The sequence below is a fragment of the Caulobacter sp. CCNWLW153 genome (assembly GCF_036889365.1).
Lineage (GTDB): Bacteria > Pseudomonadota > Alphaproteobacteria > Caulobacterales > Caulobacteraceae > Caulobacter > Caulobacter radicis.
On the sequence record NZ_JBAKFV010000016.1, the window covers coordinates 92,787 to 115,516 of the forward strand.

General features: G+C 69.8%; 25 protein-coding genes. 16 read left to right on the forward strand and 9 right to left on the reverse strand.

The genetic code is table 11. The features are described 5' to 3' along the window. Positions 1-159 precede the first annotated feature (159 nt). Entirely contained in the window at positions 160-1,278 is a 1,119-nt protein-coding gene (locus tag V6S85_RS22020) for a CobW family GTP-binding protein (protein ID WP_334350254.1), read from the reverse strand. A 244-nt stretch (positions 1,279-1,522) separates the two neighbouring features. Continuing rightward, complete coding sequence (locus tag V6S85_RS22025) at positions 1,523-2,152, reverse strand: hypothetical protein (protein WP_334350255.1); 630 nt, start codon at positions 2,150-2,152, stop codon at positions 1,523-1,525. 215 nt (positions 2,153-2,367) lie between these two features. Here V6S85_RS22025 and rplU point away from each other — a divergent pair, with 215 nt between their 5' ends. From rplU to V6S85_RS22045, 4 genes are all read left to right on the forward strand, one after another. Continuing rightward, the gene (rplU, locus tag V6S85_RS22030; RefSeq protein ID WP_116567037.1) at positions 2,368-2,880 is read left to right on the forward strand and encodes a 50S ribosomal protein L21; all 513 of its coding nucleotides are present in this window, start codon (positions 2,368-2,370) and stop codon (positions 2,878-2,880) included. A 77-nt stretch (positions 2,881-2,957) separates the two neighbouring features. Further along, entirely contained in the window at positions 2,958-3,227 is a 270-nt protein-coding gene (gene rpmA, locus V6S85_RS22035; RefSeq protein WP_101717037.1) for a 50S ribosomal protein L27, read from the forward strand. A gap of 224 nt (positions 3,228-3,451) precedes the next feature. Beyond that, positions 3,452-3,985, forward strand: coding sequence for a GNAT family N-acetyltransferase (locus tag V6S85_RS22040; RefSeq protein WP_116567035.1), 534 nt, complete (start codon positions 3,452-3,454; stop codon positions 3,983-3,985). Between the two features lie 213 nt (positions 3,986-4,198). Continuing rightward, complete coding sequence (locus tag V6S85_RS22045) at positions 4,199-5,209, forward strand: glycoside hydrolase family 43 (RefSeq protein ID WP_334350256.1); 1,011 nt, start codon at positions 4,199-4,201, stop codon at positions 5,207-5,209. Positions 5,210-5,352: 143 nt separating this feature from the next. On the opposite strand, the gene V6S85_RS22050 is transcribed toward V6S85_RS22045, so the two are convergent. Beyond that, positions 5,353-6,312, reverse strand: coding sequence for a hypothetical protein (locus V6S85_RS22050; RefSeq protein WP_116488387.1), 960 nt, complete (start codon positions 6,310-6,312; stop codon positions 5,353-5,355). Between the two features lie 215 nt (positions 6,313-6,527). Here V6S85_RS22050 and obgE point away from each other — a divergent pair, with 215 nt between their 5' ends. Continuing rightward, entirely contained in the window at positions 6,528-7,592 is a 1,065-nt protein-coding gene (obgE, locus tag V6S85_RS22055; protein ID WP_334350257.1) for a GTPase ObgE, read from the forward strand. Further along, a complete protein-coding gene (proB, locus tag V6S85_RS22060) occupies positions 7,589-8,722 on the forward strand; it encodes a glutamate 5-kinase (protein ID WP_116567031.1) in 1,134 nt (377 codons plus the stop codon). Before obgE ends, proB begins: the two co-directional genes overlap by 4 nt. Before the next feature lie 194 nt (positions 8,723-8,916). On the opposite strand, the gene V6S85_RS22070 is transcribed toward proB, so the two are convergent. Genes V6S85_RS22070 through V6S85_RS22080 form a run of 3 tightly spaced genes read right to left on the reverse strand, consistent with a single transcriptional unit; the run spans position 8,917 to position 10,459 of the window. Continuing rightward, positions 8,917-9,828 carry an alpha/beta fold hydrolase gene (locus V6S85_RS22070; RefSeq protein WP_334350259.1) on the reverse strand — a complete coding sequence of 304 codons (912 nt, stop codon included), beginning with the start codon at positions 9,826-9,828 and terminating at the stop codon, positions 8,917-8,919. A gap of 29 nt (positions 9,829-9,857) precedes the next feature. After that, the gene (locus V6S85_RS22075; RefSeq protein ID WP_116488383.1) at positions 9,858-10,058 is read right to left on the reverse strand and encodes a helix-turn-helix transcriptional regulator; all 201 of its coding nucleotides are present in this window, start codon (positions 10,056-10,058) and stop codon (positions 9,858-9,860) included. After that, positions 10,055-10,459, reverse strand: coding sequence for a hypothetical protein (locus V6S85_RS22080; RefSeq protein ID WP_116567027.1), 405 nt, complete (start codon positions 10,457-10,459; stop codon positions 10,055-10,057). The genes V6S85_RS22075 and V6S85_RS22080 overlap by 4 nt, the downstream gene beginning before the upstream one ends. A 189-nt stretch (positions 10,460-10,648) precedes the next feature. Between V6S85_RS22080 and V6S85_RS22085 the strand changes: the two genes are divergently transcribed. Together V6S85_RS22085 and V6S85_RS22090 are read left to right on the forward strand one after the other, a co-directional pair. Further along, positions 10,649-11,923 carry a glutamate-5-semialdehyde dehydrogenase gene (locus tag V6S85_RS22085; protein ID WP_116567024.1) on the forward strand — a complete coding sequence of 425 codons (1,275 nt, stop codon included), beginning with the start codon at positions 10,649-10,651 and terminating at the stop codon, positions 11,921-11,923. Beyond that, the gene (locus V6S85_RS22090) at positions 11,889-12,542 is read left to right on the forward strand and encodes a nicotinate-nucleotide adenylyltransferase (protein WP_058347737.1); all 654 of its coding nucleotides are present in this window, start codon (positions 11,889-11,891) and stop codon (positions 12,540-12,542) included. The genes V6S85_RS22085 and V6S85_RS22090 overlap by 35 nt, the downstream gene beginning before the upstream one ends. Positions 12,543-12,549: 7 nt before the next feature. Here V6S85_RS22090 and V6S85_RS22095 read toward each other — a convergent pair whose 3' ends face one another. Next, positions 12,550-13,263, reverse strand: a complete 714-nt coding sequence (locus V6S85_RS22095; protein ID WP_116567020.1) for a hypothetical protein — start codon at positions 13,261-13,263, stop codon at positions 12,550-12,552. Positions 13,264-13,418: 155 nt separating this feature from the next. Here V6S85_RS22095 and rsfS point away from each other — a divergent pair, with 155 nt between their 5' ends. From rsfS to V6S85_RS22115, 4 genes are all read left to right on the forward strand, one after another. Beyond that, entirely contained in the window at positions 13,419-13,859 is a 441-nt protein-coding gene (gene rsfS / locus V6S85_RS22100; RefSeq protein WP_164467475.1) for a ribosome silencing factor, read from the forward strand. Between the two features lie 67 nt (positions 13,860-13,926). Continuing rightward, positions 13,927-14,391 carry a 23S rRNA (pseudouridine(1915)-N(3))-methyltransferase RlmH gene (gene rlmH, locus V6S85_RS22105; RefSeq protein WP_058347733.1) on the forward strand — a complete coding sequence of 155 codons (465 nt, stop codon included), beginning with the start codon at positions 13,927-13,929 and terminating at the stop codon, positions 14,389-14,391. 120 nt (positions 14,392-14,511) lie between these two features. Next, the gene (locus V6S85_RS22110) at positions 14,512-15,558 is read left to right on the forward strand and encodes a murein hydrolase activator EnvC family protein (RefSeq protein ID WP_116567017.1); all 1,047 of its coding nucleotides are present in this window, start codon (positions 14,512-14,514) and stop codon (positions 15,556-15,558) included. Positions 15,559-15,699: 141 nt separating this feature from the next. Then, entirely contained in the window at positions 15,700-17,091 is a 1,392-nt protein-coding gene (locus tag V6S85_RS22115) for a S41 family peptidase (protein ID WP_101717023.1), read from the forward strand. Between the two features lie 165 nt (positions 17,092-17,256). Here the strand turns inward: V6S85_RS22115 and V6S85_RS22120 are convergent, their stop codons facing one another. Then, entirely contained in the window at positions 17,257-17,400 is a 144-nt protein-coding gene (locus V6S85_RS22120) for a hypothetical protein (RefSeq protein ID WP_334350260.1), read from the reverse strand. A gap of 199 nt (positions 17,401-17,599) precedes the next feature. Between V6S85_RS22120 and V6S85_RS22125 the strand changes: the two genes are divergently transcribed. From V6S85_RS22125 to V6S85_RS22140, 4 genes are read left to right on the forward strand one after another with little or no spacing between them, the layout of a single operon-like run. Beyond that, positions 17,600-18,778, forward strand: coding sequence for a divergent polysaccharide deacetylase family protein (locus V6S85_RS22125; protein ID WP_334350261.1), 1,179 nt, complete (start codon positions 17,600-17,602; stop codon positions 18,776-18,778). Next, positions 18,775-19,266: an RNA pyrophosphohydrolase gene (locus V6S85_RS22130; RefSeq protein ID WP_442885726.1), complete on the forward strand. Its 492-nt coding sequence runs from the start codon at positions 18,775-18,777 to the stop codon at positions 19,264-19,266. The genes V6S85_RS22125 and V6S85_RS22130 overlap by 4 nt, the downstream gene beginning before the upstream one ends. Before the next feature lie 50 nt (positions 19,267-19,316). Continuing rightward, entirely contained in the window at positions 19,317-20,768 is a 1,452-nt protein-coding gene (locus V6S85_RS22135) for an alpha/beta hydrolase (RefSeq protein WP_334350262.1), read from the forward strand. 56 nt (positions 20,769-20,824) lie between these two features. Beyond that, positions 20,825-21,574: an alpha/beta fold hydrolase gene (locus V6S85_RS22140; RefSeq protein WP_116567009.1), complete on the forward strand. Its 750-nt coding sequence runs from the start codon at positions 20,825-20,827 to the stop codon at positions 21,572-21,574. A gap of 173 nt (positions 21,575-21,747) precedes the next feature. Here the strand turns inward: V6S85_RS22140 and V6S85_RS22145 are convergent, their stop codons facing one another. Next, the gene (locus V6S85_RS22145) at positions 21,748-22,434 is read right to left on the reverse strand and encodes a hypothetical protein (RefSeq protein ID WP_116567008.1); all 687 of its coding nucleotides are present in this window, start codon (positions 22,432-22,434) and stop codon (positions 21,748-21,750) included. Positions 22,435-22,730 lie beyond the last annotated feature (296 nt).

A 22,730-nucleotide genomic window follows, 5' to 3' on the forward strand; every position in this document is an offset into this window, starting at 1 on the left:
CCCCGCTGTGCGCCTGCTTTTGCGGCGCCCCCCGCCGGGGGGGGGGGGGGGGGCGGGGGGGGGGGGGGGGGCCCCGTTTTCAGCTTCCGCTGAACCTGACCGTCTTCCCCCTCAGTCGCTCCGCGACAGCTCCCCCTTCAGGGGGAGCATCTAACGGCCTCAAGCCACGCAGGCCTCGAAGCCCTTCTTCAGCTCGGCCTCGTCGAGGTCGCGGCCGATGAAGACCATGCGGCTGTAGCGGTTGTCCTTGTCGGTCCAGGGACGCTGGAAGTCGCCTTCCAGGATCATGTGCACGGCCTGGAACACCAGGCGGCGCTCTTCGCCCTTCACGTCGATGATGCCCTTGGCGCGCAGGATGTCGACGCCCTTGGCGGCCAGCAGTTCGTTGAGCCAGACGGTGACCTTCTGGCCGTCGACCGGCTTGTCGAGGGTCAGCGAGATCCCTTTGACGCCGTCGTCGTGGATGTCGCTCTTGTGGTCGTGCCCATGGGCGTGATCGTGGTGATGGTGGTCGTGACCGCAGTGCTCGTCGTGCACGTGGTCATGGTCGTGGTGATGATGGCCGTGGTCATGACCGCAATGCTCGTCATGCACATGGCCCGGCTCGCCGTGGGCGGGGTTGAGGAAGTCCGGCTCCAGCTCGGTGATCCGCTCCAGGTCGAAGCTGTGCTTGCCGATGATGGCGCTCAGCGGAACGTTCGAGCGCTCGGCGCGGTGGATCGGGGCCAGCGGGTTGATCTTGCGGATCCGGGCCTCGACGTGGCGCAGGTCGTTCTCGTCGACGAGGTCGGTCTTGTTGAGCACGATCTGGTCGGCGAAGGCGATCTGCTCGACGGCTTCCTTGCTGTCCGAAAGGCGCAGCATGATGTGCTTGGCGTCGACCAGGGCCGTGACCGAGTCGAGATAGGTGCGGGCCTTGACGTCCTCGTCGACGAAGAAGGTCTGGGCCACCGGGCCCGGATCGGCCAGGCCCGTGGTCTCCACGACGATGGCGTCGAAGCCGCCCTTGCGCTTCATCAGGCCCGACAGCACCCGGATCAGGTCGCCGCGCACCGTGCAGCAGACGCAGCCGTTGTTCATCTCGAACACTTCTTCATCCGCGCCGACCACCAGGTCGTTGTCGATGCCGACCTCGCCGAACTCGTTGACGATCACGGCGTAGCGCTTGCCGTGCTCCTCGGTGAGGATGCGGTTGAGCAGCGTGGTCTTGCCGGCGCCGAGATAGCCGGTCAGCACGGTGACGGGGATCTTGCCGGGAGCGGGAGCAGTCTGGGTCATGGCGGGTATTTAGGGGCCCGAACGCGGAAGAGGAAGCGGGGGATGGATCGCAGCGCCCCTTCTTCCCTCACTTCCCGTCATTCCCACCCTTGTGGCGGGAACCTCTGGTTCCGCTCGCACGTGAAAGCGCTAGCGGACTGCACAGCAGTCCGCCCCTCTCGCCCTTGCGGCTGATAGAGGGGTTCCCGCCACAAGGGCGGGAATGACGGGCGTTAAATGATGGTGACGAGAGGAGCCCCTCGCCTCACGTCTTCAGGAACGCCACCGCCAGGCCGACCAGCACCAGGGCCACGCCCAGGATCGTCTCCTCGTAGCGCTCCAGCCAGTCGAGGTTCAGGCGGCGCACGCCGGCCAGGGACAGGCCCGTGAACAGCAGCATGCCCGCCGCGGTGGCCGCCAGCAGCACGATGCTGAGCAGCAGGAACGCCCCCCAGCCATGCTTCATCCCGGCCAGGTAGTAGGGAAGGAAGGCCTCGCATGGCGACAGGGTCAGCAGGACCACCAGGGCCGTGATCGCCGCTCGATCGGAGGCGTAGGTCCGCCGGCCGGCCTCGGGCATGGCGTGGCTGTGGCGCCCGCGCGCTATATAGAAGAGGCCGACGGCCACCATCAGCCCGCCGACGATCCAGTGGAACAGGTGGCCAAGCTTCGGCTCAAGCGCCAGGCCCGCGATCACCAGGACGAGGCCCAGCAGGATGGTCAGGCCCACATGGCCAAGCCCCGCCAGCAGGGTCACGCCCAGAGTGCGCCCCGCCGACCATTTCTGCGCGCGGCCGACCAGCACGAACGGCAGCCAATGGGTTGGCAGGGCCGCGTGCAGGAAGGCCACCATGAAGCCGGTGGCCGCGATCGAGGCGAAGAAGGCGGACGTCACGCCCGCGCTATAGCCTGTTACAAAATAACGAGCTAGCGGAGTCATGCGGGCGGCGCGACACAGGCTTCCCCTTGAATCCAGTCAAGGGCTTTAGAGGCTCCCTTGGCCGTTGACTCACAGGCTTTCGGCGCTATAAGTGCGCCCCTCTCGCCCGCCGGGTTTCCTAGCGGGCGTTCCGTATTTTGCGAACAGCACGTTATTTAAGGCGCTAACCTATGTACGCGGTCATCAAAACCGGCGGCAAGCAGTACCGGGTCCAAGCCGGCGACCTGCTGGTCGTCGAGAAGCTCGACGGTCAACCTGGCGCGGAAGTCGCCTTTGGCGAAGTTCTGCTGCTGGGCGAAGGCGAGGCCGTGACGGTCGGCGCCCCCACCGTTGACGGCGCCGTCGTCAACGCCACCCTGATCGAAACCCGCAAGGGCGAGAAGGTGAAGATCTTCAAGAAGATCCGCCGTCAGGGCTACCGCCGCACCCGCGGTCACCGCCAGGCCGAAACGGTCCTGCGCGTGACGTCGGTCGCCGGCGCCGGCAAGGAAAGCAAGTGGGAAGGTACGATCGACCTGACCCCGAAGGTCATCCTCGACGCCCGCGCCCGCGGTCTCGGCGACGCCGCTGTCCCGGCCACCATCCCGGAAGCTCCGGCCGCCAAGGCTGAAGCCGCCCCCGCTCCGAAGAAGAAGGCCGCGCCGAAGAAGGCCGCCGCCCCCGCTCCGGAAGCTGAAGCTTAAGATCCGCCAGGATCTTTTTGGATTGATCTGACCTAGGTCCGCGCGTCGGAAACCAGGTCAAAGATTAGGAGAGCATCATGGCTCACAAGAAATCTGGCGGCTCGTCGAGCAACGGTCGCGACTCGGAATCGAAGCGCCTTGGCGTAAAGAAGTTCGGCGGCGAGAAGGTTCTCGCCGGCAACATCCTCGTGCGTCAGCGCGGCACCAAGTTCTATCCGGGCGCCAACGTCGGCATCGGTAAGGATCACACCCTGTTCGCCCTCGTCGAAGGCGCCGTGGGTTTCGTGACCAAGAAGCAGAACCGTACCTACGTGACCGTGGCCCCGGTGGCCCAGGCCGCCGAATAGTACGATCTGAAGTCTCTCTTCGGATCGTGCTTCCTAAACGAAGACGATCCGGACGCGACGAATACGAAGCGGGGAGTCCGGACGGCGGACTCCCCGCTTTTGTTTGTCCATGCTCCAGAAAAAGCCTCATCCAGGCAATTGGAGCGTCACGGTCCCGCACTATCTGAGGCGCGTCGCAGTATCGGCGCCTCGCGTGAAGAAGGGCCGGGAAAGGGAGACGCGCCATGTGCGTGATCGAAAGAAGTCCCGTCATCGAGACGCGGCGGCTCGCCCTGCGGGCGCCGGACATGTCCGACGCGCCGCGCATCGCCAGCCTGGGCGCCGACTACGCCATCCCCAAGATGACCACCCGCATGCCCTGGCCCTACGGCCAGGCTGACGCCGAAGAGTTCGTGGCCCGGGTCCAGGCCCAGGACTGGAGCCGCAACGCCACCTTCGTCATCGACCTGGAGGACGCCGGCGTCGTCGGCGTGCTGGGCTTCTTCCCCAACGAGGACGGCCGGCTCGAGGTCGGCTACTGGATCGGCCGGCCGTTCTGGGGCCGGGGCCTGGCCACCGAAGCCCTGCAAGGCGCGCTGTCCTGGGCCGCCCACGACTGGCGGCGCAAGCTGGTCGTCGCCGGCCACTTCGCCGACAACCCCGCCTCGGGCCAGGTGCTGGTCAAGGCCGGCTTCCTCTACACCGGCGTCGTCGCGGAAAAGGACTCGGTCTCGCGCGGGGCCAGCGTGCCCACGCGGATGATGGTCTGGCTGGCCTGAGAAAGCCCTCCCCCATTACTCCCGTCATTCCCGCCCTCGTGGCGGGAAACCCTGGCTCCGCTTCCACGTCAGGCGCGAGCGGCGTGCTGAGCACGCCGCCCCTCCTGCCCTTGCGGCTGACAGAGGGGTTCCCGCCACGAGGGCGGGAATGACGGGAGGTAGAGATACGAGCGCACATCATGTAAGATACAAGCCCATAATATGGGAGGCATCATGCATCGTCGTGTTCTGGCCGGTCTGGCGCTGGCTCTGACCCTCACCGCGCCCGCCGCCGCGCTCGCGCAGGCCCAGAAGCCGCTCTATCGCGACCCGGTGTTCGACGGCGCGGCCGATGTCGCCATCGCCTGGGACAGGACCGACAAGCTGTGGCGGATGTTCTACACCAACCGCCGCGCCACCCTGAAACTGGAAGACCCCAAGGACGTCGCCTGGCTGCACGCCACCGCCATCGGCGTGGCCACCTCCAAGGATGGCCTGTCGTGGAAATACGCCGGCACGGCGAACATCCCCGCCGCCTGCACCGGTGAAACCCTCTGGGCGCCCGAGATCTTCACCGAGAACGGCGTCCACCACATGTTCCTGACCGTGGTGCCGGGGATCTTCCACCGCTGGAACCTGCCGCAAGCCGGCGCGAAGATCGTTCACCTGACCTCCACCGACCTGAAGGCCTGGGCCTGCGCCGACACCCTGGAGCTGGGTTCGGACCGGGTGATCGACGCCGGCGTCATCAAGGCCCCGCAGGGCGGCTACCGGATGTGGTTCAAGGACGAGCGCAAGGACAGCCGGATCTTCTTCGCCGACAGCCCCGACCTGAAGACCTGGACCCGCCAGCCCGCCTTCGTCGCCGACTTCGCCGGCGAAGGCCCCAAGGTGTTCTTCTTCGAAGGGTCCTGGTGGATGATCGCCGACGCCTGGAAGGGCCTTGCCGTGCTGCGCTCCAAGGACGCCGTGACCTGGGAGCGCCAGCCGGGCTTCATCCTCGACAAGCCGGGCAGCCAGGCCACCGACCGCGACCTCGGCCACCATCCCGACGTCGTGGTCAACGACGGCCGGGCGCTGCTCTATTACTTCGTCGGCCAGGGCAAGGAAGAGGAAGCCAAGACCGATCCGGTGTGGAACCAGCGCACGGTGATCCAGCTGGGCGAGCTGACGGTCGGCAAGGACGGCTGGCTGACGATCGACCGCGAGGCGCCCGTGAAGACGGGGCTGAAGGCGCCGCGCTGAAGATCCTCCCCCTGAAAGGGGAGGTGGCCCGAAGGGCCGGAGGGGGAAGTTTCTGTTGAATTCAACGAAGTCGCCGGCGGGGAGCAGTTACTGCCCCCTCCGTCGGCTTCGCCGACACCTCCCCCTTCAGGGGGAGGATCTCATTACGCCGCCCGGTGGGTGTGGATCACCTTCTGCGGGCCTTCGCGGAACCGCTTTTCGGCGGTGACGATGCGCTCGCACAGGGCGTCGAGGTCGCTGAGCAGCGAATAGGTCGCGTAGATGGGAATCTCCATCATCGCCACCTGGGCCCTCGGCATGAACTCGCAGTATTTCTTCCACGAGATGTGGTTGTCGCGGGCGGTCAGGGCCCGCTGGCCCAGCGGGTTCCACAGGTTCAGGTCGACCAGCTCGTCACGACATTCCTTCATCACCGGCAGGGCGATGTAGAGGAACAGGAAGGTCGGGGTGGCCGCACGGCTGAACTGCGGCTGCACCTGCATGTGCCAGATCCGGAAGGCCTCGAAGAAGTTGGCCTTGCGGGCCGGATCCGGCGGCAGCCAGCTGGCCTCGGTATTGATCACTTCGGCGGCGCTGGCCGCGCGCTTGACCAGCTCGTCGGCGCTGCGGCCGCCGGCCATGGTCTTGGACAGGGCGCCGACCGGGATGTTCAGCTTCCTGGCCACGTCGGTGAAGCTGACCTGCTGGCCGGCCATTGGCGTGAACTGGCCGAAATTCGGAGCGTTCGGGGCCTTGGCTCGGCGGATGGCGGCGGCCTCGTGCTCGATCTTCTGGGCCTCGCGCTTCTTCTCGGCCTGGACGCGGTCGAAATCGGCCTCGTGCGCGGCCTGCTCCTCGGGCGTCATCCAGCGGGCGCGGCCTGGGCCATAGGTGCGCTCGAGCCGGTTGATCAGCACCAGGACGTGGTTTTCGGACGGTCGCGTGCCGATGTCGCCGAGGAAGGCGCGGAAGTCGCGCCACGTCCCGGTCACGCCGGTGCCGCGGCTCATCAGGATGTTGCGGTGGATGGACGCCTCGCCCGCATACTTGCGGCACAGCGTCTGCAGCGTCAGGTCCTTGAGGTCCTGATCGAGTTCATCCCTGACGTTCGCTTCCGTCGACAACGGACGCCTCCCCCCTCCACGAGAAATAGAGAATTTTCGCCCCGAGACCGTTTGTCGCACCGCGTGTTTAACATTTCGTCACGACGCCGAACAGCGTTCAGGGCAGCGCTTGTTTGTCGCAATATCGACACGGGCGGCGCTTGGTCGCGCGTTCCACAGGTTGCGCAAAGCCCATTTTGCTCGACGCGAAACCCGTGTTGGGACAAAAGACGCGCATGAAATTCCTGGATCAATGCAAGATCTTCATCCGCTCCGGAAACGGCGGCGGCGGGTCGGTGTCTTTCCGACGCGAGAAGTACATCGAATACGGCGGCCCCGACGGCGGGGACGGCGGTCGCGGCGGCGACATCTGGATCGAGGCCGTCGAGGGCCTCAATACCCTGATCGACTATCGCTACCAGCAGCACTTCAAGGCCGGCACCGGCGTGCACGGCATGGGCCGCCAGCGCCACGGCGCGGCCGGCGACGACATCGTCCTGAAGGTCCCCGTCGGCACCGAAGTGCTGGAGGAGGACAAGGAGACCCTGATCGTCGACCTCGACGAGCCGGGCATGCGCGTGCTGCTGGCCAAGGGCGGCAACGGCGGCTGGGGCAACCTGCACTTCAAGGGTCCGGTGAACCAGGCCCCGATGTGGGCCAACCCCGGCCAGGAAGGCGAGGAGCGCTGGCTCTGGCTGCGGCTGAAGCTGATCGCCGACGTCGGCCTGGTGGGCCTGCCCAACGCCGGCAAGTCGACCTTCCTGGCGGCCGCCAGCGCCGCCAAGCCGAAGATCGCCGACTATCCCTTCACCACCCTGACCCCGAACCTGGGCGTCGTGGACCTGTCGACCAGCGAGCGCTTCGTGCTGGCCGACATCCCCGGCCTGATCGAGGGCGCGTCGGAAGGCGCGGGGCTCGGCACCCGGTTCCTGGGCCACGTCGAGCGCTCGGCCACCCTGATCCACCTGGTGGACGCCACCCAGGACGACATCGTCGGCGCCTGGTCCACGATCCGCGGCGAGCTCGAGGCCTATGGCGACGAGCTGGGCGACAAGTCCGAGATCCTGGCGCTGAACAAGATCGACGCCCTGGACGAGGAGACCCGCGCGGCCAAGCAGGCCGAGCTGGAAGCCGTCGCCGGCGTCAAGCCGCTGCTGATCTCAGGCGTGTCGGGCGAAGGGGTCACCGAGCTCCTGCGCGCGGCCTATCGCCAGGTGCGTGTGCGCCGCGGCGACGCGGTGGCCGAGATCGAGGAGGACGAGGACCACGTCGAGGAGACGCCGGGGGGCTGGCAGCCGTGAACCTGGGGGTCGGGGGACCTCTGGGCCAGGCCCGGAGGATCGTGTTCAAGGTCGGCTCGGCCCTGCTGGTCGACGCCGCCACCGGCGCGGCCAACAAGGGCTGGCTGGAGGCGTTCTGCGCCGACGCCGCGGCCCTGCGCGCGGCCGGCAAGCAGGTGGTCGTGGTCTCGTCCGGCGCGGGGGCGCTGGGACGCCGGCGCCTGGGCCTGTCCGGTCGCAAGATCACCCTGCCTGAAAAGCAGGCCGCCGCCGCCGCCGGCCAGAGCCTGCTGATGCGGGCCTGGGAAGAGGCCTTCGAGCCGCACGGCGTCGGCGTCGCCCAGATCCTGATGACCCGCGACGACACCGAGACCCGCCGTCGCTGGCTGAACGCCCGCGCCACGGTCGAGACCCTGCTGTCGCTGGGCGTGGTTCCGGTGGTCAACGAGAACGACACGGTGGCCACCGAAGAGATCCGCTACGGCGACAACGATCGCCTGGCCGCCCGCGTCGGCCAGCTGGCGGGCGCCGACCTCTTGGTGCTGCTGTCCGACATCGACGGCCTCTACACCGCCGACCCGCGTCGCGATCCGTCCGCCACCCACATTCCGCGCGTCTCGGAGATCACCCCGGCGATCGCCGCCATGGCCGAGGGCGCCAACGCCGCCGCCGGCGTGGGCACCGGCGGCATGGCCACCAAGATCGCCGCCGCCCGCATCGCCCGCGCCGCCGGCTGCGCCACCCTGATCACCCTGGGCTCGCGCCCGCGTCCGCTGGCCGCCATCGAGGAGGGCGCGCCCGCGACCCTGATCGAGGCCGCCGCCTCGCCCGCCGCCGCCTACAAGGCCTGGATCGCCGGCTCGCTGGCCCCGCAGGGCTGGGTGACGGTCGACGCCGGCGCCGTGGCCGCCCTGAAGACCGGCAAGAGCCTGCTGTCGGCCGGGGTCCGCGCCGTCGAGGGCCCATTCGACAAGGGCGACGCCGTCCGCGTTCGCGACGAGACCGGCCGCGAGGTCGCTCGCGGCCTCGTGCGCTACGACAGCGCCGACGCCCACAAGATCGCCGGCCTGCGCAGCGACGCCATCGAGGCCGAGCTGGGCTTCACCGAGGGCCCGATGATCCACGCGGATGATCTGGCGGTGGGGGGGTAAGACCCCCTCAGTCGGCTTTGCCGACAGCTCCCCCAGAGGGGGAGCATCTACGCCGAAGATCCTCCCCCTCTGGGGGAGGTGGCCCGGAGGGCCGGAGGGGGGTCGTTTTCAGCTTCCGCTGAACCGGCCAATCTCCAAGAGACTTCCCCCTCCGTCGCCTTCGGCGACACCTCCCCCTTCAGGGGGAGGATCTTCTACTTCAAGAACCCCTCGACCGCCTTGGCGAAAGCCTCGGGCTGGTCGGCCATGATGAAGTGGCGGCTGCTGTCGACGCGGACCAGCTTCACACCGGGCAGGGCGTCGTACTCGCGCATCCACAGCGCCCCGACCACGGCCGGCGGCAGCGCGCCTTCGGCGTCGACGGCATAGAGAGCGGTGACCGGCGTCTTCATGGCCGCCAGGCCCGGACGGGCGTCCAGCGTCATCACTTCGGAAATCGCCTTGGCCACGGCCTTGCGGTCGGAAGCCAGCGACCAGGCGACGATAGTCTCCTGCATGGCCGGGGTCTTCGACAGGCCCTTGGCGGCGGCCGCCTGCTGGGCGGCGAAGGCCTCGGGGCTGGCCGACAGGATCCCGGCCGCCATGCGGTCGGCGAACGGCCTGGCGCTGGCCGGCGTGGCGGTCGGGCCGAACATGGCGCTGTAGAACGGCAGGGTGTCGACGGTCATCACCCGGCCAACGAGGTCGGGGTGACGCTGGGCCAGCAGCAGGCCCGACAGGCCGCCCATGGAGTGGCCGATCACCGCCGGCCGCTTGAGGCCGGCCGAACGAATATAGGCCGCCAGGGCCTCGACAGCCGGGTCGACGAACGGGCCGTCGCCGCCGGTCCAGGGCTGGCCGGCGAAGCCCGACAGCTGCACCAGGTGCACGCGGTGCGTGGCCTTCAGCCTGTCGGCCAGCGGCCGGAACGCCTCGCGCGAGGAGGCCAGGCCCGGGATCAGGACCACGTCGGGCCCCTGCCCCACGACCTCGACCGACAGGCGGTCGCTCGCCAAGGCGGGCTGCGCCCGGGCGACGGAAACGGCGATCCCGAGGCCCAAGAGGACGATCAGGACGATGATGCAGGCGCGCGCGACCGCGCGGCCGCCGAGGAAGGCGAGCGACATGGGGGTCTCCTAGCTTTCGGGGAACGTCTTCAGCGGACGTGCGGGTTTTCGAAGATCTCTTCGATCGGCCGCTCGAAGACGGCGGCGATCCGGTAGGCGAGGTCGAGCGAGGGATCGTGCTTTTCGGTCTCCAGGGCGTTGACCGCCTGGCGCGAGACGCCCAGGGCCTGGCCCATCTGCTCCTGGGTCCAGCCGCGCTCGACGCGCAGCAGTTTCAGGCGGTTCTTCATCGGGTGCTCCGGATGAAGGGCGAGACGACCCCGAACACGCCCCAGAACAGCGGATAGATCAGCCAGCCCGGCAGGTGCGGGGCGTGGGCGTAGCTCTCGCCGAAGCCCCAGACCGAGAACAGGGCCATGGCCACGCCCGAGGCGACGATGAACTGCCTGGCGACCAGCGCGCGGACGAACTCGTCGGACTCGGCCATCAGGGCCAGGGTCGCCCAGATCTGACCGACCACCGGCGCCGAGACCACCAGGGCCAGCGCCCAGGCCGCCACCGGCGTCCTGATGTCGTCGAAGGCCCCGAAGATCGCGCCGGTATTGACCAGCACATAGGGGATCATGAACGCCATGGTGCGGATCACGTAGCGCTTGTGCGCCGAGGTGTGGAACTTTCCGATGGCCAGCATGGCTCGCCTCCCGTTGATGTAAGGCAAACCTGACACGAGCATAATGTCATGTCAACCTGACATTATGTCGGGAGATCCTGACATGCCGTTCAAGCTTTCTCGGACCACCGCCAGCAATTGGCCATTTCCCCCACGCTCCAAAGGGCCTAGGTAAGCCTCAATCTGAGCATATCCGGGGACGGACGAGCCATGGACGACGCGGCCGGGGGCCTGCAGGCGACGATGAGGGCGATGGGCCAGGCGGCCCGCGAAGGCGCGCGCGCGCTCCGCCTCGCCACGCCAGCCCAGCGCACCGCCGCCCTGACCGCCATCGCCGCCGCCATCCGCGCCGAGGCCCCGGCCATCCTGGCCGCCAACGCCCGCGACCTGGAAAAGGCCGGCGCCAACGGCCTGACCCCGCCGATGATCGAGCGGCTGATGCTCAACGAGCAGCGCCTGGAAGGCGTGGCCGCCGGTGTCGAGGCCGTGGCGGCCATTCCCGACCCCCTGGGCGTGGAGACCGCCCGCTGGCAGCGTCCCAACGGCCTGGACATAGCCCGCGTGCGCACGCCGATCGGCGTCATCGCCATGATCTACGAAAGCCGTCCCAACGTGACGGCCGACGCCGCGGCCCTGACCCTGCGGTCGGGCAACGCCGTGATCCTGCGCGGCGGTTCGGAGTGCATCGAGTCGAACCTCGCCATCCACGCCGCCGTGCTGAAGGGCCTGGCCGCCGCCGGCCTGCCGCACGAGGTGGTGCAGATGGTGCGCACTACCGACCGCGCCGCCGTCGGCGCCATCCTGTCGGGCCTGGATCGGTCGATCGACCTGATCATCCCGCGCGGCGGCAAGAGCCTGGTCGCCCGCGTCCAGGCCGAGGCCCGCGCCCCGGTGCTGGGCCATCTGGAAGGCCTCAACCACGTCTTCGTGCACGAGGCCGCCGACCTGAAGAAGGCCGCCGACATCGTGCTGAACGCCAAGATGCGCCGCGTCTCGGTGTGCGGCTCGGCCGAAACCCTGCTGATCGACCGCGCCGCGGCCGGCAAGCTGCTGCCGCCGATCGCCGACGTACTGATCAAGGCCGGCTGCGAAATCCGGGGCGACGCGGCCGCCCGCGCCATCGAGCCGGAACTGAAGGCCGCCAGCGTCGAAGACTGGACCACCGAGTACCTGGCCCCGATCATCGCCGTGGCCGTGGTCGACGGCGTCGATGGCGCGGCCCGGCACATCGCTGCCTACGGCTCTGGCCACACCGACGCCATCGTCACCGAGGACGTGGCCGCCGCCGAGCGGTTCGTCAGCCAGGTCGACAGCGCCATCGTGCTGGTCAACGCCTCCACCCAGTTCGCCGATGGCGGCGAGTTCGGCTTCGGCGCCGAGATCGGCATCGCCACCGACAAGCTTCATGCCCGCGGTCCGGTCGGGGCCGAGCAACTGACGACGTTCAAGTATGTGGTTCGCGGGACCGGCCAGACTCGTCCCTGAGGCCGGCCGCCCCAGCGCCCATCGCCTCGGCTTCCATCTGGAGCCGGGCATGCGCGTCGGGCTGTTCGGCGGCAGCTTCAACCCGGCGCACGAGGGCCACGCCCACGTGGCCGAGACGGCCTTGCATCGCCTGAACCTCGACAAGGTGATCTGGCTGGTCTCGCCGCAGAACCCGCTGAAATCCTCGCGCGAGACGCGGCCCCTGGCCGAGCGCATGGACGAGGCCCGCCGCTGGGCGCGCGGCTCGAGCATGATCGTCTCGGACGCCGAGACGCGCCTGGGCTCGCAATACACCATCGACACCCTGCGCGTGCTGAAGGCCCGCTTCCCGGGCGTGAAGTTCGTCTGGGTGATGGGCGCCGACAGCCTGGCCACCTTCCACCGCTGGCGCGGCTGGACCCAGATCATGCGCGAGGTCCCCGTGGCCGTGGTCTCGCGGCCGTGGGCCGCGCTGAAGGCCCGCTCCTCGCCGGCCGCCCGCCGCTTCGCCTTCGCCCGCCGCCCGGCCAGCGCCGCGGCGACCATCGCCGACGCCGACGTCCCGGCCTGGGTCTATCTCACCGGCCCGCTGAACTTCGCCTCGTCCACGGCCCTGCGGGCGCGCCAGACCAAGGGCTGAGCCGGCCCTAGCTCGGCGGCGTCGGTCCGGTCGACAGGACGGCGACGTCGTCCTTCGCCGACATGGTGATGGTCCAGCCCGTCCGCCCGGCCATCTCGCCGTTGAGCATCAGCTCGCCGCCCGCCTCGCCCCAGACGCCGCGCAGGTCCTGCACCCGCACCTTGGAAAGATCGCAGCCGGGCTGAACGCAGCTGAACCGCCAGCGCTCTGGCGCGGCCAGCAACGCCTCCAACCGGCGGACCCCGAGGCCGGCCACGGCGTCGGAAGAGGCCCGGAACGGCGGCCAGGCCGCGCCGGCGCAATCCGACCGTCCCGGCGCGACCAACAGGTAGTGCTCGGCGAGCGTCAGCCGGTCGACGACGGACGGCGGATCGATGGTGCGATGCGTCGCCGTGGCGGCCTGGGGCGCGAACCGGAAGGTCAGGACCTGCTGGCGGCACACGCGGTCGGCGACCGGGCGCGGCGCCAGCGACGTCTCGACCTTGTCCAGCGCGTAGCTGTCGGGCGCGGTGTCCGTGACCCTGGCCCGCGGATCCGGCTCAAGGGACGAGGCGAAGGCGCGGGCGACGATCTGCGCCGGCGGCAGGTCGCGCAACGCCTTCAAGGTCAGCGGCGGCTCGGCCGCCAGGGCCGGCGGCGCGGCCAGGACCGACAGGAGGGCGATGAGACCCAGCTTGCGCAGGCGTTCGACCACCAGCCCCGCCTCGACCTCGCACTTCATCAACACCCCCTCGAACCCCGTCCGAAGCTCTAGCGCGCGACGAGGTGCAAGGCCAGGAATCCGCGTCCGGCGGACCTGCGACCACGATCCCCCTCACGTTTCGAGTCTTTCCATGCTATGAGGGGCTTTGCGCGAAGCCAATAAGGAGCATTCCGCTGCGTAGCGACCCCGCGCCGACGGCGCACGAGGGAACGGCCAAGGCCGAATCCTCGACTGAAAATCCGACGCTCAGTACGGACCTGAACATCAAGGCGCTGGAGCGCCTGATCCTGGACCGCCTCGACGACGACAAGGCCCAGGACATCGTCCACATCGACCTGACGGACAAGAGCTCCGTGGCCGACAGCCTGATCGTGGCTTCGGGCCGCTCGCATCGTCACGTCGGCGCTCTTGCCGATCACGTGCTGCGCGCGCTGAAGGACCATGGCCTGGGCAAGGCCCGGGTCGAAGGCCTGCCGCACTGCGACTGGGTGCTGATCGACGCCGGCGACGTCGTCGTCCACCTGTTCCGCCCCGAAGTGCGCAGCTTCTACAACATCGAGAAGATCTGGGCCGTCGACGCCCCGCACCGGATGCCGGCGGCTTCGTCGAACTGATCTCTCGCAGGACGGGCCTCGCCCCTGAGCAGCGCTCGGGGCGGGGTCTCGCCACGCTCTCCCCAAAATGAAGATCACCATCCTCACCGTCGGGAAGCTCGGCCGCATGGTCGAGGCGCAGCTGGCGCTGGACTACGCGTCCCGCGCCACGGCGTCCGGCCGCGCCCTGGCGCTGGGGCCCGTCGAGATCCTCGAGGTCGAGGCCCGCAAGCCGGGCAAGGCCGCCGAGGCCGAGGTGCTGCGCCCCCACCTGGAAGGTGCCTATGTCGTCGCCTGCGACGAGCACGGCAAGGTCCACACCTCGCGGGCCTTCGCCGGCCGGCTGGAACGGCTGCGCGACGACGGCCAGCGCAGGATCGTGTTCCTGATCGGCGGCGCCGACGGGCTGGACCCGTCGATCCTCAGCCAAGCCAACGAACTGCTGGCCTTCGGCCCGCAGACCTGGCCGCACGCCCTGGCCCGCGCCATGCTGGCCGAACAGATCTACCGCGCCGCCACCATCCTGGGCGGCTCGCCGTATCATCGCGATTAAGCTGCGGGGCCGGCCCCTCCACTTCTCTTCCCGTCATTGCCGCCACAAGGGCGGCAATGACGGGCGGTTGGTGGGGCAAGGCCTTTGAAACCGCTGCGCCCTCAGGCAGATAGGGATTCTATGCCCCGTCGCCCCGCGATCCTCGCCGCCAGCGCCTGCGCCCTGCTCCTCGCCGGAGCGGGGGCCGTCGTCGCGCAGCAGATCGGCGACCAGCGCACCCGCGACCTGCAGCAGGCCGCCGACACCCGTCGCGAGATCGAGGACCTGCGGGCCGAGCTGGCCCGGCTGAACCAGCAGCAGGTCTCGGCGGGGGCTGACGTCGACGTCAAGCGCGCCCGGCTGGAGACCCTGCACCGGCGGGAGTCGGCGCTGATCGGCGAACTGGGGCGCGACCGGGGTCAGCTGGCCCGGCTGCTCAGCGCCCTGCAGCTCTTCCGCCGCAATCCGCCGCCGGCCCTGCTGGTCAATCCCGGCGACGCCCGCGACGCGGTGCGGGCGGCGATCCTGATCCGGGCCATGACGCCCGACCTGCAGGCCCGCGCCGAGGCCTACGCTCGCCAGGCCCGCGCCGTCGGGGCCCTGCGCCGCGAGGCCGCCGCCGCCTCCGAGCAGCTGTTCACCGCCGAGAGCGCCATGGCCGACCGCCGCGGCGAGCTGGAGCGGATGATCGTCGAGAAGACCCAGCTGGAGCGCGCCTACGCCCAGGACGCCATCGCCGCCGACCAGGAGCGCCAGACCCTGGGCGCCCTGACCGACGGCCTGTCGACGGGGGCGGCCACCGGCCCGCTCGTGCTGCGCGCGCCCGCGCCCGGCGAGACCGTCCGCCGCTGGGGCGACGCCCTGCCCGTGGGCGGCAAGGCCGAGGGCCTGTCGATCCGCACCGCCAAGGGCCAGAGCGTCGGCAGCCCCGTCGCCGGCACGGTCGAATACGCCGGCCCGCTGAACGGCTGGGACATGGTGGTGATCGTCCGCGCCCAGGGCGCCTACCATCTGGTCATGGCCGGCATGGCCGACGTTTCGGTGGCGCCCGGACAATCAGTCGCAGCCGGCGCCAGTCTCGGACGCATGACGGACCGTGGACCTTTGGAGCCGGAGCTCTATCTTGAAGTGCGTGAGAACGGCGTTCCGGCCGATCCGGGGCGCTGGCTGAAGCAGGAGTCGCGGTAGACGACTTTTTCAGCAATGATGGGCGTTCATCATGACGCGGCCCGCGTCGGGGATGGACGGGGCCGGAGTATAAGAGGCGGCGTTCGCGCCGCTTGAGTATCGAACGCGGCGTCCGCGCCGCCAGGGAGCCATTCTGGCCTTATGCGCAAGTACCTGCTCATCGGTGTTTCGGCCTTCGTCCTCGGCGCGGGGACCATGGCCTACGTCAGCCCCATCGCCCAAGCGACCATCCCCTCGCAGAAAGCCAAGACCTACAAGCTGCTCGAACTGTTCGGCGACGTGCTCGCCACCGTCGAGGACCAGTACGTCACCGAAGTCGACGACAAGAAGCTGATCGAAGCCGCCCTCGACGGCATGCTGACCAGCCTCGACCCGCACTCGGGCTACCTGTCGCCCGACAGCTTCGAGGACATGCAGGACACCACCCGCGGCGAGTACGGCGGCCTCGGCATCGAGGTCACCAGCGAGGAAGGCGTGGTCAAGGTCATCTCGCCGATGGACGGCACGCCCGCCGCCCGGGCCGGCGTCCAGGCCGGCGACTACATCACCGCCGTCAACGGCCAGTCGGTGCTGGGCCTGACGGTCAACGAGGCCGTCAAGCAGATGCGCGGCCCGGCCGGCGAGACGGTGGCCATCACCATCGCCCGCGAGAAGTCCGATCCGATCGAACTGAAGCTGGTGCGCGAGGTCATCAAGCCCAAAGCCGCCATCGCCCGCATGGAAGGCGACTACGGCTACGTGCGCCTGCCCGGCTTCAACGAGAAGTCCACCGACGCCCTGGCCGCGTCCATCAAGGACCTGCAGGCCAAGAACCCGCAGATGAAGGGCCTGGTCTTCGACCTGCGCAACAATCCGGGCGGCCTGCTCGACCAGGCGCGCGGCGTGGCCGACCTGTTCCTGGAGGGCGGCGAGGTCGTCAGCCAGCGCGGCCGCAATCCGCGCGACATCCAGCGCCTGAACGCCACCCCGGGCGACATCCTGAACGGCCTGCCGATGGTGGTGCTGATCAACCAGGGCTCGGCCTCGGCGGCCGAAATCGTCGCCGGCGCCCTGCAGGACCGCCACCGGGCCGAGCTGGTGGGCATCACCAGCTTCGGCAAGGGTTCGGTGCAGACCGTGATCCCGCTGCGCGGCGGCGCCGACGGCGCCCTGAAGCTGACCACGGCCCGCTACTTCACCCCGTCGGGCCGCTCGATCCAGAAGACCGGCATCGAGCCCGACCTGGAAGTGGCCCAGACCAAGGACCAGGCTCAGGACATCGCCAACCGCGTGTGGTTCAGCGAGGCCAGCTTCAAGAACGCGCTCAACGCCGACGAGGGCAAGACCCGCAAGGGCGCCCACGTCCCGGCCGAGGCGCCGCCGGCCGGCTTCGACGAGAAGAAGGACGACTTCCAGCTGTCGCGGGCCCTGGCCGTTCTGAAGGCCGGCTCGGTCGAGGCCGTGCCGAAGCTGCCCAAGCCGCAGCCCAAGATCGCCGAGGTCACCGCCAAGGCCGCGGCCGTCGGCGGCAAGCCCCCGGTCGAGAAGAAGTAACACCCTGATCCCTCTCCCAAAGGGAGAGGGAGGGGCCCATGCGCAGCATGGGAGGGTGAGGGGTTAGGGACTTTTCCGGATAAGACTGCGACTGAAGGGTGATGGGACCGCAAACAGCGTAACCCCACACCCTCCCACGCCCTCTCCCTCTGGGAGAGGGTAGCTTCAGCTCATCCCCAACGCCGCGATCACCACCACGGCCAGGCCGACGGCCAGCCCCGCCGCGGCCCGCAGCACGGCGGCCAGGCACGCGGCGCGGTCTTCGGCGCGCGAAGGATCGGTGAAGCAGGCGAACTCGGTCAGGCTCATGGCGAGGTCTCCTCACGAGAAGCTTGCGCCCGAGGATCGACCGGCGGGAAGGCTTGGCCACCGCTTTTGCGCCCAACCTCGCCTGACGGTCATTTCCGCGCCGCGCTTCGCTGAGAAAAGCAGCGGATCGCCATTTCGCCGCAGGTTTGGGCGAACCCTGTTAACCATATCTTGGAAGCTTGCCCGCTAAGCCCATCCCATGGCCGCCGTGTTCTCCCGCAAGCCCGCCTACACCGCCGCCGCGCCCGAGTCCGCCGACGGCGGCAACCTGCGCGCGCGCCTGATGGCGGCCGCGGCCAATCCCTATATCGGCGCCAGCGGCGCGGCCTTCCTGTTCCTGCTCACCCTGGCCGTGCTGGTGCTGGTCACCGGCGACCCCAAGGCCGGCGCCCCGGTCATCCGCCTGTCGCTGTCGGATATCGGCGCCACCAAGGGCGCGCCCGACGGCTGGCGCGAGGCCCTGGCCGCCGAAGGCGCCGAGGAAGCCCCGCTGCTGCCGGGCCAGATGGACCTGTCGACCCAGCCCTTCGCCCGCCAGGCGTCGACCGAAGAGGCGCCCGAAGCCTTCACCGACCTGGCCGCCGCGCCGGTTGCGTCGGGCGGCGCCCTGGTCCAGGCCCCGCTGCCCGGCCTGTCGGCCCCAGGCCCCGGCGGCGGCCCGCTGCCGGTGATCGCGCCCGACGGCCGCACCGTCGCCGAGGCCTATGCCCGCCCGTTCACTCCCGACGGCCGCCCGCGCGTGGCCCTGGTGATCGGCGGCCTGGGCCTCAACGCCCAGACAACCCGCGCCGCCATCGAGACCCTGCCGCCCGAAATCACCCTGTCGTTCGCCCCCTACGCCGAGGGCCTTCAGGGCTGGATCGACCTGGCCCGCTCGCACGGCCACGAGGTGCTGCTCGAGACGCCGATGGAGCCCAACGACTATCCGGCCAACGATCCGGGCCCCTACACCCTGATCGCCGCCAACCGGCCCGACGAGACGGTGCGCAAGCTGGAATGGCTGATGTCGCGCGCCACCGGCTATTTCGGCCTGACCAACTATCTGGGCTCGAAGTTCCTGGCCTCCGACCCGGCCATGGCCACCTTCACCACGGCCCTGAAGGCTCGGGGCCTGGCCTTCGTCGACGACGGCGCGGCCGCCCGCCGCGGCGGCCCGATCCCCCGCGCCTCGGCCGAGCGCGGCATCGACGACGACCTGTCGGCCGAAGCCATCGAGGGCCAGCTGCGGGCCCTGGAGTCGGGCGCCAGCGCGCGCGGCCAGTCGCTGGGCGTGGGCTTCGCCTATCCGGTGACCATCAGCCAGGTGCGCAACTGGGCCGGCGGCCTCAATGCGCGGGGCGTGCAACTGGCGCCGGCTTCGGCTATCGCCAAGCGATGATCGCCGACATCGACCTTTCGCTCTACCGCCCCAATGTGGGCGTCGCCCTGTTCCACCCCACCGACGGCCGCGTCTGGCTGGGCATGCGCCACAAGCAGGAACCGCCCTACAACTGGCAGCTGCCGCAAGGCGGGGTCGACGAGGGCGAGGACCTGGAAACCGCCGCCCGCCGCGAGCTCTATGAAGAGACCGGCGTGCAGTCGGCCGAGCTTCTGGGCCGCACCGAGGGCTGGCTGACCTACGACTATCCGGCCGACTTCATGGGCTCCAAGCGCGCGCGCGGATACCTGGGCCAGAAGCAGGTGTGGTTCGCCTTCCGCTTCACCGGCGACGAGGCCGAGATCGACCTGGCCGCCCACGGCGAGGTGGAGTTCGACGCCTGGCGCTGGGGCGCTCTCGACGAAACGCCCGAACTGATCGTACCCTTCAAGCGCGGCGTCTACGAACAGATGGTCGCCGCTTTCTCGGGGTTCGCGCGCGTCGCCTGACACCGAAGGCCCGCGCGCCATGCCCCAATGGGGTTTGGGAGACGCGGGCCTTGAGCAGAACCATCCTGATGATCCACGGCTACGGCATGGCTGGCGACAGCTGGGATCCGGTGGCCGACACCTTCCGCAAGGCGGGTTACGCGGTCGAGACGCCGACCATCCGGCCCGCCCTGCGCACGGCCGGACCGCCCTCGCCGGACCTGGCCGGCCTGTCGCTGGCCGACTATGTGGCCGAACTCAGCGCCGCGGCGGCCGTGACGGCGGCCCGCGACGGGGTCAAGCCGATCGTCTTTGGCCATTCCATGGGCGGCCTGATCGCCCAGAAGCTGGCCGAGAGCGGCCTGGCCTCGGGCATCGTGCTGTTCGCCCCGGCCTCGCCGGCCGACGCGCGCGGCAAGCCCAAGCTGTCGCCGATCATCACCTTCCTCAACGCCGTGCTGACCCAGGGCGGCGCGCCCAAGCCGGTGAAGATGTGGAAGACCGGCTTCAAGTTCGGCGTCGTCAACGCCGTGCCGGCCGCCCGCCACGACGCCCTCTACGCCAAGGCCGTCTACGACTCCGGCCGGGTGCTGCAGGACCTGGCCTATCCCGACCGCGATCCCTCGCGCACCGTGCATGTGGACGCCGCCAAGGTGACCGTGCCGGTGCTGGTGCTGGCCGGGGCGAGAGACCGCACCACGCCGGTCGAGGACGTCCGCCTGGTCGGCCGCAAGTACGCCGGCGCCGACTACCGCGAATATCCCGACCACGCCCACTGGCTGATCGACGAGCCGGGCAGCGACGCCCTGCTGGCGACCGTGCAGTCGTGGCTGTCGGAAAAGGGCCTGGGTCCGGCCTCGTCGGCGCCGCCGTCAAAGGCCAAGGCCGAGCCCGCGCCTGTCGCGGCGCCTGAGCCGGAAGTCGCGCCCGCCGCCGAGCCGACCGCCGTCGCCACGCCGGCGCCCAAGCCTCGCGCCCCAGCCAAGGCCAAGACGCCCAGCCGGGCCAAGGCGGTGGTCGCCGAACCGGCCGCCAAGCCGGCGGCGAAGGCCGCGTCCAAGACGCCCGCCAAGGCCAAGGCCGCGCCGCCTGCGGAAACCCCGCCGGCGCCGGCCGCCAAGGCCGCTCCCAAGGCCGGGACGACCGCCAAGCCGCCGGTCGCGCCGGAAACGGCCAAGCCCGCCGCGAAGCCCTCGGCAAAGGTCACGGCGGCTCCCAAGGCCGCCCCCGCGGCCAAGTCCGCGAAGGCTCCGGCCAAGCCGAAGGCGGCCGTGGCGGCGGAAACGACCAAACCCGAGGCCGCGAAGCCGACTCCCAAGGCCAAGGCCGCGGCCGCCAAGCCGGCGGCGACCAAGATCCGCAACAACGTCAATCCGGAGCTGACGAAGGCGACCGAGGTCCCCGCCGCCAAGCCGGCCAAGGCCGCGGCCAAGCCAAGGACGGCCGCCAAGACCGCGTCGAAGCCGAAGGCTGCGACAACGACGCCCGCCAAAACTTCGCCACGCGGCAAGAAGAGCGTGTAGGCTCCATTGAAACGTCCGTATCAGTCACACGGGCGGGGTTGACCTAAGAGGCGGGCGTGAAGGCTCCGGTGATCATGGTCCACGGCGCCTTCTGCGGCGGCTGGACGTTCGACAGTTTTCGAGAGCCGTTCGAGGCCGCCGGCCACAAGGTGCTCACCCCCGACCTGCCGGGACGCGGTCCCGGCGGTTCGGTCGTCGGCCTGTCGATGAGCGACTATGCCCGTGACATCGCCCGCCTGATCCGGTCGTGCGAGCGGCCGCCGATCCTGATCGGTCACTCCATGGGCGGCCTGGTGGCCCAACTTGCCGCCGGCCGCGCGCCGGTGGAGCGCCTGATCCTGCTGGCCCCCTCCCCGCCCTGGGGCGTGCACGGAGCGAGCCTTGAGGAGGCGGTGTCGGCCGTCAGCCTCTATGCCCTCGGCCCCTACTGGCTACAGGCCATCGCGCCCGACTACGGCGTCGTGCGCCGCTACAGCCTCGACCGCCTGCCGCGCGAGCGGCGCCGCGCCCTCTATGCCCGCATGACGGCCGAAAGCGGCCGGGCGCTGTGGGAGACGCTGAACTGGTGGCTTGATCCGTTCATGACCACCAGCCCCGGCCCGGTGAAGGCCCCGGTGCTGGCCATCGCCGGCGGCCAGGACGTCGTCCACCCGCCCGCCACCGTCCGCCAGACCGCCGCCCGCCTGGGCGGGGTGTTCCACGAGTTCCCCGAGATGAGCCACTGGCTGCCCGGCGAGCCGGGCTGGGAAGCGGTGGCCGAGCGGTGCCTGGACTTCATCGCGGCTGAGGACCGGGCGGCGGCGTAGCCCCCTCAGTCGCTGTCCCTGCAGCTCCCCGAGAAACGGGGGAGGAGAAGAACGATCCTCCCGCTCCGGGGGAGGTGGCCCGGAGGGCCGGAGGGGGTCTCCCCGGACAACGAAAAAGGCGCGGAGGTCACCCTCCGCGCCTTTCGCGTTTCAGCTCCGAGAGCCTCGCACCATCACTGGGTGGTGTAGAGGATCTGGGCCTGTTCGAAGTTCTTGCCGATCGAGCTGTCGTCCAGCTTCTTGATGCGGACGTAGACGAGGCCGGCCTTGCCGCCGGCGGCGTTGTTGTCCCAGGTCACGGTCAGGCGCTTGACGTCCGTGACCAGCTGGTCGTTGCGGATCAGCTTCAGCTGCGGGCTGTTTTCCCAGGTCGCCCAGTCGTGCAGGGCGGTGGCCAGGTGCTGGGCCTGGTCAGGACCCTGGGCGTGCTGGACGTTCAGGGTGCAGACGTTCTTGTTCGAACCCGGGTTGTCGAGGACGATCTGGTAGGGCTTGCCCAGGTCCAGCGTCCACAGGTCGCGCTTCTTCTTGAAGCCCGCGGCCTTGGCCAGGGCGTTGAAGTCGCCGCCGACCACGGCCGGCTTGCAGATGGTGTCGAGGACGCTGAGGATCTTCACCGAGACCGGGTCGGTCGGCGGGGGCGGACGCACCGCTTCCGGGGCGGCCGCGGCGGCGGCGGCTTCCGGGGTGCCGGCGGCGGGCGCCGGGACGACGGGCGTGGCTTGATCGGCAGGCGCGGCCTGATCAGCGGGCGCGGCGGCCGGGGCGGGAGCCGGGGCGGCGGCGGGAGCGGGCTGCTCCTGGGCGACGGCGGTCGAAACGACGCCGAGGGCGATCAGGCTGGCGAGCGCAAGGCGCATAGGTCGGATATCCCCTAGAGACTTGGAGGTCGGCATTAAAACCGACAAGCGTTCCCTCGCAACCCTTATGGTGGCCGATTACGGCGGGGATGGGGTCACAAACGTAATTTTTTCGATCCTCCCCCTCTGGGGGAGGTGTCGGCGAAGCCGACGGAGGGGGGAGTGACTGCGATATCGGCAGCCTCATCGACAGCTGAAAACGGGCCCCCCCCCCCCCCCCGGGGCCCCCCCCCCCGGGGGGGGGGGGCGGCCCCCAAAAAATACCCCCCCCCCCGGCGGCGGGGGGGGGGGTTGTC